The organism is Hydrogenophaga sp. PAMC20947 (genome assembly GCF_004795855.1).
In the GTDB taxonomy this organism is placed as follows: domain Bacteria; phylum Pseudomonadota; class Gammaproteobacteria; order Burkholderiales; family Burkholderiaceae_C; genus Hydrogenophaga.
The window spans coordinates 1825239-1838133 of record NZ_CP039252.1 but is presented as its reverse complement, the minus strand read 5'-3'; the positions used below and the strand labels follow the sequence as shown (position 1 = coordinate 1838133).

Genomic DNA, 12895 nt, shown 5'->3' with positions numbered 1-12895 from the left:
TTTTGCCGGGTGCGCGGTCGCGATGATCATTGCGCTGCAGCAGCAGGGGGCAACTTGCAGACACAATATGGTGATGGACGCCCACACTCAATTACTGCTTCACCACTGCGACTCACGAGGCGTTCACACGCTGACGCTCAATGCCCCGCGCAGTTTTAACGTGCTGTCCGAAGCCATGATGCGCGAACTGCAGGCGGCACTGGACGCGGTTGCGGTCGACTCAAAAGCTCGGGTGGTGGTGATCGCAGCCGAAGGCAGGGCCTTTTGTGCAGGCCACGATCTGAAGCAGATGCGGGCCAAGCCGGAGCTGGCCTACTACCAGACACTGTTTGCCACTTGCTCCAGGCTGATGATGAGCGTGCGCAAGCTGGAGGTGCCAGTGATCGCGCGGGTTCAAGGGCTGGCCACGGCGGCCGGTTGCCAAATGGTCGCGCAGTGTGATCTGGCGGTGGCCGCTCAAGAGGCCACCTTCGGGGTCAACGGCATTGATGTGGGATTGTTTTGCGCCACGCCCAGTGTGGCGCTGTCGCGCAACATGTTGCCCAAACAGGCGATGGAAATGCTGCTCACAGGCGATTTCATCTCCGCCGAGGAGGCCAAATCTCGAGGATTGGTGAACAGAGTGGTGGCGGCCGATGCCCTCGATGCTGAGCTGGCATCCCTGGTGGAGCGTTTGTTGTCCAAGCCACGCGAGGCCTTGGCCATGGGCAAGGCGCTGTTCTATCGGCAGCTGGAAACGGGCATGGAGTCTGCCTACCAGCTGGCGGGGCAAAGCATGGCCTGCAATATGGTTCACGAAGTTGCCCAAGAAGGGGTGCAAGCGTTCATCGAAAAACGCTCGCCTCATTGGCCCGTCTGAGTTGAGGCTTCACCTGCGTTTTTTCTGAGATCTCATGGAACCCTTGCCAACAACGCCCCCACCGATCGATGACCTCAGCGCCTGGCTGGAGGGTTTCATGCAACCGACCGTGCTGGTTGAGTTGGGGGTGCTGGCGGTCTGTGTGCTGCTGGCGTGGGGCGTTGCCGCCTCGGCGCGCCGTGCCTTGCGCATGCAAGACGAAAAGACCTCGGTCTTGTTCGGGCGCAGCGTGGTCGACGGCGTGCTGTTTCCGGCTCTCTTGCTTGCCATGGGGTACTTTGCACGGGCTGCCTTGCTGAAGTATGTGCCCTTGGCGGTGTTCAAGGTGGCGATCCCGGTGCTGGTGTCGCTGGTGGTGATACGGGTCGGTGTCAAGGTGTTGCAGGTGGCCCTGAATGGAGCGCCCTGGGTCAAGGTGCTGGAGCGGTCGATCTCCTGGCTGGCCTGGCTGGGTATGGTGTTGTGGGTCAGTGGATTGCTGCCGCTGGTGTTGAAGGAACTCGGCGAGATCACCTGGACCATGGGCAACTCCACCATGAGTCTGCGCACCATGCTCGAGGGCGCCATTACAGCGGCTGCTGTATTGATCTTTGCGCTGTGGATTTCTGCGGCCATCGAGGCCAGGTTGCTGCGCAAAGCAGTGGGCTCTGAGCTCAGTTTGCGCAAAGCGGTGAGCAATGCCGCGCGGGCCTTGCTCATGTTTCTGGGTTTGATCGTGGCGCTGTCGGCCGTGGGCATTGACCTCACCGCGCTCTCGGTGCTGGGCGGCGCCATCGGTGTGGGCATTGGCTTTGGCCTGCAGAAGCTGGCGTCCAACTACGTCAGCGGTTTTGTGATCCTGGCCGAGCGCAGCATGCGCATCGGTGACAACGTGCGGGTGGACGGGTTTGAAGGCCGCATCAGCGATATCAATGCGCGCTACACCGTGATCCGGTCGCTCGGTGGGCGCGAATCCATCGTGCCCAACGAGATACTGATCACCACTCGGGTGGAAAACCTCTCGCTGGCCGACACGAGGGTCTGGCTTTCGACCGTGGTGTCGGTCGCCTATGACAGCGACGTCGCGCTGGTCATGCGCCTGCTGGAGAACGCGGCGCTGGAGCAGCCACGGGTGGTTCGGGACCCTGGCCCAAGCGCCTCACTGTCGGCCTTTGGGGCCGACGGTCTGGAGTTCACGCTGGGTTACTGGATCGACGACCCTGAAAACGGACAGCTGGGCTTGCGCTCGGGAATCAATCTGGCCATCCTGGCGTCGCTCCGGGCGAACGGGGTTGAGATTCCGTTCCCGCAGCGTGTGGTGCATTTGAAATCCAGCCTCTGAGTTGTGCATCCCGGGGCGTGGCTTGTGCACCCGGGACTTCAGAGTGTGGTCACTGCATCAGGTTGGGCAGCCACAAGGCGATGGCAGGCACGGCAATCAGGATGCCCAGACGCACAATGTCGGCCACCACAAAAGGCCAAACACCCTTGTAGAGGGTGGTGAGCTTGACGTCTGGCAGCAGCGAGTTGATCACAAAGAGGTTGAGTCCCACGGGCGGAGAAATCAGGCCAATCTCGACGATCGTCACGATCAGGATGCCGAACCAGACCGGGTCGAATCCCAGACCGGTGATCACTGGAAAGAACACGGGAATGGTGAGCAATACGATGGCCAGCTCTTCCATGACCATGCCCAGCGCCAGATAGATGCCCATCATCATCACCACCACCATCACTGGGTGCGGGCTGAACTGCAGCACAAAATCGCGCAGGTCGCCGGGCATGGTGGTGAAGTTGATGAAGTTGGTGAAAATCATCGCACCGATCAGGATCATGAACAGCATGGCCGTGGTGCGCGAGCTTTCGATGAGCACCTCCAGCAACACCCGGGGGCTGAGCGTTCGGCGCGCGAGCGCGAACACAAAAGCCCCAGCCGCTCCGATACCGGCCCCTTCTGTGGCGGTGAACACGCCGCCGTAGATGCCACCGATCACCAGCGCAAACAGCAGCGCAACGCCCCAGATGCCCCGAACAGCGGCCAGGCGCTCTTTCCAGGTAAAGCGTTTGGCGGGTGGCCCAGCTTCAGGGTCTCGCCAGGTCACGAACACCACGGCCATGCACAGGCAGACGATGGCCACAATGCCCGGCAGGATGCCAGCGATGAACAGGCGTCCGATGTCCGTCTCGGTGATGATGCCGTAGATCACCAGGATGGTGGAAGGCGGGATCAGAATGCCCAGCGTACCGCCTGAGGCGATGGCCCCAGTGGCCAGGGTGTCTTTGTAGCCGTGTGCCTTCATTTCCGGGTAGGCCACGCGTGTCATGGTGGCGGCGGTGGCGATCGAGGAGCCGCAGATGGAGCCGAAACCGCCTGAGGCGATGATGCTGGCCATGGCCAGGCCGCCGCGTCGATGGCCCACGAAGGCGTTGGCGGCGGTGAACAGCTCTTTGGCCATGCCAGCACGGGCAACAAAGTTGCCCATGAGCACAAACAACGGAATCACCGAGAGCACGTAGTGGAAACCCGTCTCGAAGATGGTCTGGCTGGTGCTGGCAAAAGCCGGCGCCCAGCCCCGCATGAGGCCCAGGCCCACGATGCCGGCAATGGACATGGACACGGCCAGTGGCACGCGCAGGAAGGCCAGCACGAAGACGGCCAGAAAGCCAAGAACGGCTTCGGTCATGAAGGGTCTCCCGAGGCCGGTATGCCGGTGTGCCCAGGGTCTCCGGGCGGTTTGAAAACAAAGAGCAGGTGAATCAGGGCAGTGACCAGCAGAAGGCCGGCCATGATCCAGGCCACGGGGGCAATGGATACCTGCAGGTGCACCGTGGTGTCGCCGTACTCGGCGAAGCGTTCGGCGCGCATCATCATCAAGCGGGCCAAAAAGCCAAACACCCCAGCGCTGACCAGATGGACGGCACGCGCCTGCATGCCTTTCAACCAATCAGGAACCCAAGGGTCCAGCGAGTCGAACACCACGTGCTCTCCGCGCCAGGACACCAGCGGCAAGGCACCGAAAATCACGATCACCATGAGGATCTCTGTGAGTTCCAGGCCTCCGGGCACCGAGTTGTTGAAAAACTTGCGGCCAATGACATCGACCAGCGTGAGGAACATCAGCGAAAACAGGGCAGTTGCTGCGGTGAGGCCGGTAGACCGGTTGAGCAGCTTGTCGAGGTGTTTGAACATTTTGAAGGGCACAAAAAAGCCGGCGGGGCAGTGCATGTGCGACTGCCCCGCCGGCGCTGAAATGAAACGCCGGCTTATTTCACTTTGGCGATTTCAGCTCTGAATTCGGCCAGCACGCTTTTCGGGTCTTTCAGGCCTTTGGCCTGAGCGGCGGTGGCCCATTTGGCCTCCAAGGCGTCCTGCTTGTCGGCCACGGCTTTGACGAAGGCCTTGTCCGCCATGATGCGCTCCACGCCCTGGGCTTTTTGGGCACCATCGCGGCTGGCTGTGTCCACCTTGTCCCAGCCTTCACCGAACATGCGGGCGGCGGGTTCACCCGACAGCTTGTCGACCACGGCCTTGTCGGCGGCTGACAGGGCCTTGTATTTGTCCTGATTCATCATGAACACAAAGCTGGTGTTGTACAGGCCACCCGGGAAGGTGGTGGCGTGTTTGATCATGCTCAGCTTGAACGATGCGACCGATTCGTCCGGGAAGAAGGTCCCGTCCATCACGCCGGTGGACAGCAGCTCGAAGGACTCGGGTGCGGGCTTGAGCGTGGTGTTCCAGCCCATGGCCTTGGACAGTTCATTGATATTGCCGCCGCCAATGCGGAACTTCAGGCTGGACGCGTCTGCGGCGGATTTCACTGCCATTTTGCTGTTGAAGATGATGCCCGGGCCGTGCGTGAAGACGGCGAGGACCTTGACGCCGCGGTGTTCACCCAGCGGGGCGAAGTACTTGTCATAAATCCGCTGGTAGGCCACCGAGGTGGCGGTGGCGCTGTCGCCCAGAAATGGGAACTCGGCCACTTGTGTGTTGATGAAGCGGCCGGGGGTGTAGCCGTCCACGGTGAATGAAATATCGGCCAGCCCGTCGCGCACGGCATCGAAGGTGCCAGGAGCGGACACAACGCCCTTGGGGAGCATGTTGCATTTCATGCTGCCCGCACTTTCTTTGGCCAGCTTGTCGCACCAGTCTTTCTGAACGGTGCTCGCGGTGTGCGTGGGAGGCAGCCAGCTGGAGACGGCGAAGACGGTTTCAGCCGATGCGGCAGTGCCAGCAAAGAGGACTGGCATCAGGGCAGCGGCGGCGATTTGGCGAACTTTCATGCAGCGGGACTCCGGTGTTGTTGGAAAGGGTTGTGCTGATGAATCAGCTGACCCTTTGCAATATAGGTCAAAGGTCCGAAGCATCATCTCCAGATTTACCCGAATTAGCCGACCGTCCGGTTGGTTAATGGGGCTCAAAATACCGTTCCTGCATGGATGTGCTGCGGCCAGCCGCGTTGGTGACACGAAGTCAGGGGATATTTGGGGCAACCCGGCGCTTCAATCTATAATTCAAAAAAAGCACGATCGTTCTTTTTCTGATTTGAACGCACCATGTCAATCGATCAGCTAGGATTTCCGGGGCGGGACATACAATGAGAGTTGACGTGTACGTCAACTTGCGTGCCGATCCCATCCCGATTCGTTTTCTCAAAACTTGCAGGAGCTACCCAACATGAAGGTCATCGTCCCCGTCAAACGTGTGGTGGATTACAACGTCAAGGTGCGCGTCAAGAGCGACGGCAGCGGCGTGGATATTGCCAACGTCAAGATGAGCATGAATCCGTTTGACGAGATCGCGGTCGAAGAAGCCGTGCGCCTGAAAGAAAAGGGTGTCGTGACCGAAGTGATCGCCGTGTCTTGCGGTGTCACCCAGTGCCAGGAAACCCTGCGCACGGCCATGGCCATTGGCGCGGACCGCGCCATCCTGATCGAGACCACCGAAGAGCTGCAGCCCCTGGCCGTGGCCAAGCTGCTCAAGGCGCTGGTAGACAAAGAGCAACCCGGCCTCGTGATTTTGGGCAAGCAGGCCATCGATGACGATTGCAACCAGACCGGCCAGATGCTGGCTGCGCTGACCGGCCTGCCCCAGGGCACCTTCGCCAGCAAGGTGGAAGTCGCTGGCGACAAAGTCAACGTGACGCGCGAAGTGGACGGCGGTCTGGAGACCTTGAGCCTGTCCATGCCAGCGATCATCACCACCGACCTGCGCCTGAATGAGCCGCGTTATGTGACGCTGCCCAACATCATGAAGGCCAAGAAGAAGCAGATGGACATCATGAAGCCCGAAGACCTGGGCGTGGACGTCACCCCCCGCATCAAGACCTTGAAGGTCACTGAGCCGCCCAAGCGCGGCGCCGGCATCATGGTGCCCGATGTGGCGACGCTGGTGGACAAACTCAAGAACGAAGCCAAGGTGATTTGACCCCCCCGCGCCGCGCTTTCAGCGCGTCACCCCCCAGGGGGCGGCGCTGGTGGTCCGGCAAAGCCGGTTCCACGGCGCCCTGGGTTAAGGCACTTCGTTCGAACATTTTTTCTGGAATCTCATCATGACCTCTCTCGTTATTGCTGAACACGACAACGCCTCCGTCAAAGGCGCCACGCTCAACACCGTGACCGCCGCTGTGGCCTGCGGTGGTGATGTGCATGTGCTTATCGCCGGACACAACGCGGGTGAAGCCGCCAAGGCCGCCGCGGCCATCGCCGGTGTGGCCAAAGTCATCCACGCCGATGCGGCTTACCTGGAACACGGCCTGGCCGAGAACATGGCCGCTCAGGTGCTGGCCATTGCATCGAACTACAGCCACATCCTGTTCCCCGCCACCGCCAGCGGCAAGAACATCGCGCCGCGCGTGGCCGCTGCGCTGGACGTGGGCCAGATCAGCGACATCACCAAGGTGGACGCAGCCGATACCTTCGAGCGCCCCATCTATGCCGGCAACGCCATCGCCACGGTGCAGAGCACCGACGCCACCAAGGTGATCACCGTGCGCACGACCGGGTTTGATCCGGCCGCTGCCACCGGTGGTTCTGCCGCAGTGGAAACGGCTGAAGCCGTGGCCGACAGCGGCAAGAGCACGTTTGTGGGCAGCGAGATCGCCAAGAGCGACCGCCCCGAGCTGACCGCCGCCAAGGTGATCGTCTCCGGTGGCCGTGCGCTGGGCTCGAGCGAGAAGTTCGACGAAGTCATGACGCCTTTGGCCGACAAGCTGGGTGCCGCTCTGGGGGCCAGCCGCGCGGCGGTGGACGCCGGCTACGCGCCCAACGACTGGCAAGTGGGCCAGACGGGCAAGATCGTCGCGCCCCAGCTCTACATCGCCTGCGGTATCTCGGGTGCCATCCAGCATTTGGCTGGCATGAAAGATTCCAAGGTGATCGTGGCGATCAACAAGGATCCCGAAGCACCGATCTTCTCCGTGGCCGACTATGGCCTGGAGGCCGATCTGTTCGTGGCTGTGCCTGAGCTCGTCAAGTCACTCTGATCGCATTGCCTCGAGAAAGGGCATCGTGCGCGATGCCTTTTTTTTCACCTGCAGCCCATCAGCCGCACCCCTTCTTCCCGTTCCCAGGAGCCTTCGAATGAGTTACACCGCCCCCCTCAAAGACATGTTGTTCAACATCGAGCACATCGCTCGCATTGATCAAGTGGCAGCCTTGCCTGGTTTTGAAGATGCAGGCCTGGAAACAGCGCAGGCGGTGCTCGAAGAGTGCGCCAAGCTCAATGAAAGTGTGGTGGCGCCATTGAACTTCGAGGGAGACAAGAATCCGTCGTTCTTCAAGGACGGAAAGGTCACGACGACCCCCGGTTTCAAGGACGCATACAAGCAGTTCGCGGCGGGTGGCTGGCAAGGCTTGCAGCACCCGGCCGATTTTGGTGGGCAGGGTTTGCCCAAGACCATCGGCGCGGCGTGTATTGAAATGCTCAACAGCGCCAACATGAGCTTTGCGCTGTGCCCGCTGTTGACCGACGGCGCGATCGAAGCCTTGTTGACCGCTGGCAGCGACGACCTCAAATCGGTCTACCTGGAAAAGCTCGTGAGCGGCGAATGGACGGGCACCATGAACCTGACCGAGCCGCAAGCCGGTAGCGACCTTGCGGCGGTGCGAAGCCGTGCCGAGCCACAGGCAGACGGCACCTACAAGGTGTTTGGCACCAAGATTTTCATCACCTACGGTGAGCACGACATGGCCGAGAACATCGTGCACCTTGTGTTGGCCCGCGTGACCGGTGCACCTGAAGGTGTGAAAGGCATCAGCCTGTTTGTGGTGCCCAAGTTCATGGTGAAAGCCGATGGCTCACTGGGCGACCGCAACGATGTGCATTGCGTCAGCATTGAGCACAAGATGGGCATCAAAGCTTCGCCGACCGCTGTGCTGCAGTACGGCGACAACGGTGGCGCCGTGGGCTACATCGTGGGCGAGGAAAATCGCGGCCTCGAGTACATGTTCATCATGATGAACGCCGCGCGCTACGCCGTGGGGGTGCAAGGCATTGCGGTGGCCGAGCGCTCTTATCAGCAAGCGGTGGCCTACGCCAAAGACCGCGTACAAAGCCGTCCGGTGGACGGCAGCATGAGCGCCGCTGCGCCCATCATTCACCACCCCGATGTCAAGCGCATGCTCATGACCATGCGCGCCAGTGTGGAAGGTTGTCGCGCGATGGCCAGTGCCGCTGCAGCCGCCTACGACGCCGCCCACCACCATGCCGATGCCGACGTGCGCAAGCAGAATGCGGCCTTTTATGAGTTCCTGGTGCCACTGGTCAAGGGCTACAGCACGGAAATGAGCCTTGAGATGACAAGCCTGGGCGTGCAGGTGCACGGCGGCATGGGCTTCATCGAAGAAACCGGTGCTGCCCAGCACTACCGCGACGCCAAGATCCTGACGATCTACGAAGGTACGACGGCGATTCAAGCCAACGATCTCGTGGGGCGCAAGACCGCACGCGATGGCGGTGCTGGCGCGAAAGCCATTGCGGCGCAGATTGAAAAAACCGAAGCCGAGTTGACGAAACGCGGCAGTGCGCAATCGCTGGCCGTGGCCAAGCGGTTAAGCGCTGCGCGCCAGGCGTTTGTGGACGTGGTCGAGTTCATCGCGGCGAACACGCGTTCCAATCCCAACGCCGCCTTCGCTGGCAGCGTTCCTTACCTGCTGCTGGCCGGCAACCTGATGGCCGGCTGGCAAATGTCGCGTGCCTTGCTCGTGGCGGAAGACCAGCTCGCTGCGGGTGTCGACGCTGCCTTTATGCAGAGCAAGATCACCACAGCGCGGTTTTACGCGGACCACATTCTGAGCCGGGCGCCTGGCGTGCGGGATGCGATTGTTGAGGGCGCGGAATCTGTGACTGCGCTGGCGGTCGACGCCTTCTGATGCGAGCTTGATCCAGTGCCTGTCTGTCACAACACAGACAGGCACCTCGGCGAGCCTGATCCAAAATTGTGCCCATCGCCTTTATGGCCTGCGGCGCCTGAATTTTCCTACTGAGACAACCCCAAATGACCACTCGCCAACGCGCACCATTGCCTCCGGTGCTGCAGAAAATCAAGTTCCCTGTCATTGGCTCCCCACTGTTCATCATCAGCAATCCCAAGCTGGTGATAGCGCAATGCAAAGCTGGCGTGGTGGGTTCCATGCCTGCGCTCAATGCCCGCCCCGCCTCGCAGCTCGACGAATGGCTGGCAGAGATCACGGAAGCACTGGCCGCCCACGACAAAGCCAACCCCGACAACCCGGCCGCCCCCTTTGCCATCAACCAGATCGTGCACAAGAGCAACGACCGGCTGGAGCAGGACATGGCGCTGTGTGAGAAATACAAGGTGCCAATCGTCATCACCAGCCTGGGTGCGCGCGAAGACGTCAACAAAGGCGTGCAGGCCTGGGGCGGCGTGGTGTTGCACGACGTGATCAACAATGTCTTTGCACACAAGGCCATTGAAAAAGGCGCCGATGGTTTGATTCCGGTGGCCGCAGGCGCCGGAGGCCATGCCAGCGTGAAAAGCCCTTTCGCCATGGTCCAGGAGATCCGCGAATGGTTCGACGGCCCGGTGGCCTTGTCGGGCTCCATCGCCTCGGGCGGTGCCGTTCTGGCGGCTCAAGCCATGGGGGCTGACTTTGCTTACATTGGTTCGGCCTTTATTGCGACCGAAGAGGCACGTGCCGTCGATGGCTACAAGGAGATGATCACCCAGAGCAATTCGGATGACATTGTCTACAGCAACTTCTACACCGGCATTCACGGCAACTACCTCAAAGGCAGCATCCAGAACGCTGGCATGGACCCCGACAACTTGCCGGACAGCGATCCCAGCAAGATGAATTTCTCCACGGGTGAGGGTGCCAGTGCCGCCAAGGCCTGGAAAGACATCTGGGGCTGTGGTCAGGGCATCGGCTCCATCAAGGAAGTGATGCCTGCTGCGGAACTCGTGGCGCGGTTCAAGCGGGAATACGCCGAGGCCAAAGCCCGCATTTGCGGCGGCTGAACGATCCTGCAATGGGCAGAAAAAAAGCCACCGCGAGTCGGTGGCTTTTTTGTGGGTGCGTGGGTCCAAAGGGGTGCGCTCAGCGCGAAATCTCCATGGGACGGCTGGTCGGGCCAGTGGAGATCAGTGCCTTTGCCCAGTCCGGGATCAAGGGGTCGAGCAGGCCCGGTGGCGGCGTGTACTGCACCCCGTCTTCGTCTGAGATGCGTGCAACGGCGCCGCCGTCTTTCCATTCGGAATACAGCCAGTCGTTGTTGTCCCGGATCAAGCCTGGTGGCGGGTTGCCCAAGGGGTTTTCGGGAACGCCTTTGAGCGCTGCGCCCATGTAGTCGATCCAGATGGGCAGGGCGGATCGGCTGCCCGATTCCCGGCTGCCCAGGCTGCGTGGCGTGTCATAGCCCATCCAGACTGCGGTGGCCAGGGTGGGATGGTAGCCAGTGAACCAGGCGTCAAAGGCGTTGTCGGTGGTGCCGGTCTTGCCGTAGACGTCGCGCCGATTCAGCATGGCCTGAGCGCGGGCACCGGTGCCGTAGCGCGTGACATCGTTGAGCAGGCTCGACATCACGTATGCGTTGCGCGCGGGGATGACCCGGTTCGCATCGGTGAGCGCTTCCGGCGGGGGCGCCTCGAACAGCACCTTGCCTTGAGCGTCGGCAATTTTTTCGACCACCACGGGTGTGACCCGCCAGCCGCCGTTGGCCAGGGTGGCGTAGGCGCGGGCCATCTGCAAGGGGGTCGCGCTGCCGGTGCCCAGCGCGAGCGTGAGGTTGTCGGGCTGGCGAGACGAGTCGAGACCGAAGCGGGTTACCCAGTCGCGGGCCCGCGCAACGCCCACGTGGTTCAGTACGCGAACGCTGACGAGGTTGCTGGATTTGGTCAGGGCTTCGCGCAAAGTGATCGGGCTTTCGCCGCCCGCGTGGCTGTTGCTGGGGCTCCAGCCATTGGCGGCGGTGAAAGGCAGGTCGTCGATCAGGCTGGCGGGCATCACACGCTCTTCGAGCGCGGCCGAGTACAGCAAGGGCTTGAAGCTGGAGCCCGGCTGCCGCCAGGCCTGGGTCACGTGGTTGAACGGCTGGCGGGCATGATCAAACCCGCCGACCAACGCGCGCACCCGACCTGTGGCGCTGTCGATGGACACCAACGCGGCTTCCGCCTCGGGCCATTGTGCAATTTCCCATTCATCGGCTGAACCCTTTTTGCCGGACTGCACCAAGCGCACCACCGAGCCACGGGCGACCTTCAGTTCCTTTTTGACCTTGGATTTCAGGCCAGCCTGGGCCCAGCGCAGGCCCTTGCCCTTCAGCGTGACCCGCTCGCCGGTGGCGAGTTGTAGCTGGACCTCCTTGGGACTGGCGCTGAGCACGATGGCCACACGCAGGGTGTCGTCATCGGTGTGGTCCTTCAGGGCTTCGGCGGCCAGTCTGGTGAGCTCTGGGCCATCGGCGGCCTTGGTCGCAGGGAGCTCTTCAAAGCCTTCAGGACCTCGCCAGTCGCCGCGGCGATCAAAGGCCAGCACACCGCGCTGTACCGCATCGTAGGCGGCTCGCTGATCTGCCGCCTTCAGTGAGGTGGTGACGCGGATGCCGCTGGAGTACGCCTCGGTGCCGTAGCGCTCGACCACGATGCGTCGGGCCATCTCGGCCACATAAGGGGCATGCAGATCACGCTCGCCAGGGGTGCGCAGTTTGATGATTTCGGCCCGCGCGGCGGTCCATTGGGCTTCAGAGATCACCCCGGTGACCTTCATGCGTTCAAGGACGACTCTTTGCCTTTGGGTGGCCCGCGCCATGTTCGCCACCGGGTTGGCGTAATAGGGGTTTTGCGGCAGACCCGCGAGCATGGCGGCTTCAGCGGTGCTGAGCTCGTCCATGGTTTTTCCGAAATAGGTCTTGGCCGCGGCGGCGAAGCCGTAGGCGCGCTGCCCCAGGAAAATCTCGTTCATGTAGATCTCGAGGATGCGGTCTTTGGAGAGCGCGTCTTCGATCTTGAATGCGAGCATGATCTCTTTGGCTTTGCGCTCAACCGAGAATTCCCGGGTCAGCAGCATGGTGCGAACGAGCTGTTGTGTGATGGTGCTGGCACCCTGCTTGCGCCCACCGGTGAGGGCCGCGACCACGGCGCGCGCCATGCCCTTGGGATCCACGCCGGAATGCTCCCGAAAGCGTGCGTCTTCGATCGCCAGGACGGCGTCTTGCAGGATTTTCGGGGTTTTGGTCAGCGGCACATAGATGCGCCGCTCGGTGCCGAATTGGGCGATTTCGACCCCGTCCGAGGTGTAAATCTGTAGCGGCAGCTTGGGCGTGTATTTGACGATGCGGTCGGTGGACGGCAAGTCAAAAGTCGCAGCGCCCGCAGGCGCAACGCTCGAAACCGACAGGGCGAGGAGGAAAACCGGGCCAAGAAGCGCGCGGGGGTGGAAACACTGAAGCATGGGGGGATTATCCGGGGCTCCGGTGAAGCGGGTGTGAAGAGGGACTCGCAGCCTGTAACGGTATGTCAGGCAGCTGCGCGGCCGGACCGCAGTGAACGCGCCAGAAATTGAGCTTCTTCGGGGGCATTCAGCCGGTCTCGGTCGAAC

General features: G+C 61.7%; 10 protein-coding genes. 6 read left to right on the top strand and 4 right to left on the bottom strand.

Going from position 1 to position 12895, the window contains the following annotated elements; genetic code table 11:
* The first annotated feature begins 73 nt into the window (after positions 1-73).
* Together E5678_RS08175 and E5678_RS08170 are read left to right on the top strand one after the other, a co-directional pair.
* A complete protein-coding gene (locus E5678_RS08175; protein ID WP_136178057.1) occupies positions 74-859 on the top strand; it encodes an enoyl-CoA hydratase in 786 nt (261 codons plus the stop codon).
* 34 nt (positions 860-893) lie between these two features.
* Positions 894-2180 carry a mechanosensitive ion channel domain-containing protein gene (locus tag E5678_RS08170; protein ID WP_136178056.1) on the top strand — a complete coding sequence of 429 codons (1287 nt, stop codon included), beginning with the start codon at positions 894-896 and terminating at the stop codon, positions 2178-2180.
* A gap of 49 nt (positions 2181-2229) precedes the next feature.
* Here the strand turns inward: E5678_RS08170 and E5678_RS08165 are convergent, their stop codons facing one another.
* The 3 genes from E5678_RS08165 to E5678_RS08155 all read right to left on the bottom strand — a co-directional run bounded on the left by E5678_RS08165 (position 2230) and on the right by E5678_RS08155 (position 5119).
* Positions 2230-3522 (bottom strand): TRAP transporter large permease, encoded by a 1293-nt coding sequence (locus tag E5678_RS08165; RefSeq protein ID WP_136178055.1) that lies wholly within the window; start codon positions 3520-3522, stop codon positions 2230-2232.
* Positions 3519-4028 (bottom strand): TRAP transporter small permease, encoded by a 510-nt coding sequence (locus E5678_RS08160; protein WP_136178054.1) that lies wholly within the window; start codon positions 4026-4028, stop codon positions 3519-3521. The genes E5678_RS08165 and E5678_RS08160 overlap by 4 nt, the downstream gene beginning before the upstream one ends.
* 74 nt (positions 4029-4102) lie before the next feature.
* Positions 4103-5119, bottom strand: a complete 1017-nt coding sequence (locus E5678_RS08155; protein ID WP_136178053.1) for a TRAP transporter substrate-binding protein — start codon at positions 5117-5119, stop codon at positions 4103-4105.
* A 394-nt stretch (positions 5120-5513) separates the two neighbouring features.
* Between E5678_RS08155 and E5678_RS08150 the strand changes: the two genes are divergently transcribed.
* From E5678_RS08150 to E5678_RS08135, 4 genes are all read left to right on the top strand, one after another.
* Entirely contained in the window at positions 5514-6263 is a 750-nt protein-coding gene (locus E5678_RS08150; protein ID WP_136178052.1) for an electron transfer flavoprotein subunit beta/FixA family protein, read from the top strand.
* Between the two features lie 124 nt (positions 6264-6387).
* Positions 6388-7320, top strand: coding sequence for an electron transfer flavoprotein subunit alpha/FixB family protein (locus tag E5678_RS08145; RefSeq protein ID WP_136178051.1), 933 nt, complete (start codon positions 6388-6390; stop codon positions 7318-7320).
* Positions 7321-7417: 97 nt separating this feature from the next.
* Positions 7418-9208 (top strand): acyl-CoA dehydrogenase, encoded by a 1791-nt coding sequence (locus E5678_RS08140; protein WP_136178050.1) that lies wholly within the window; start codon positions 7418-7420, stop codon positions 9206-9208.
* A 125-nt stretch (positions 9209-9333) separates the two neighbouring features.
* A complete protein-coding gene (locus tag E5678_RS08135) occupies positions 9334-10317 on the top strand; it encodes a nitronate monooxygenase family protein (protein ID WP_136178049.1) in 984 nt (327 codons plus the stop codon).
* Positions 10318-10396: 79 nt separating this feature from the next.
* Here E5678_RS08135 and E5678_RS08130 read toward each other — a convergent pair whose 3' ends face one another.
* Complete coding sequence (locus tag E5678_RS08130; RefSeq protein WP_136178048.1) at positions 10397-12748, bottom strand: PBP1A family penicillin-binding protein; 2352 nt, start codon at positions 12746-12748, stop codon at positions 10397-10399.
* Positions 12749-12895 lie beyond the last annotated feature (147 nt).

What these genes read in the sequence shown, in the direction of transcription:
- E5678_RS08175 (WP_136178057.1), top strand. Translation starts at nt 74, where the DNA reads ATGGACGCCCACACTCAATTACTGCTTCACCACTGCGACTCACGAGGC.
- E5678_RS08170 (WP_136178056.1), top strand. Translation starts at nt 894, where the DNA reads ATGGAACCCTTGCCAACAACGCCCCCACCGATCGATGACCTCAGCGCC.
- E5678_RS08165 (WP_136178055.1), bottom strand. Translation starts at nt 3,522, where the DNA reads ATGACCGAAGCCGTTCTTGGCTTTCTGGCCGTCTTCGTGCTGGCCTTC.
- E5678_RS08160 (WP_136178054.1), bottom strand. Translation starts at nt 4,028, where the DNA reads ATGTTCAAACACCTCGACAAGCTGCTCAACCGGTCTACCGGCCTCACC.
- E5678_RS08155 (WP_136178053.1), bottom strand. Translation starts at nt 5,119, where the DNA reads ATGAAAGTTCGCCAAATCGCCGCCGCTGCCCTGATGCCAGTCCTCTTT.
- E5678_RS08150 (WP_136178052.1), top strand. Translation starts at nt 5,514, where the DNA reads ATGAAGGTCATCGTCCCCGTCAAACGTGTGGTGGATTACAACGTCAAG.
- E5678_RS08145 (WP_136178051.1), top strand. Translation starts at nt 6,388, where the DNA reads ATGACCTCTCTCGTTATTGCTGAACACGACAACGCCTCCGTCAAAGGC.
- E5678_RS08140 (WP_136178050.1), top strand. Translation starts at nt 7,418, where the DNA reads ATGAGTTACACCGCCCCCCTCAAAGACATGTTGTTCAACATCGAGCAC.
- E5678_RS08135 (WP_136178049.1), top strand. Translation starts at nt 9,334, where the DNA reads ATGACCACTCGCCAACGCGCACCATTGCCTCCGGTGCTGCAGAAAATC.
- E5678_RS08130 (WP_136178048.1), bottom strand. Translation starts at nt 12,748, where the DNA reads ATGCTTCAGTGTTTCCACCCCCGCGCGCTTCTTGGCCCGGTTTTCCTC.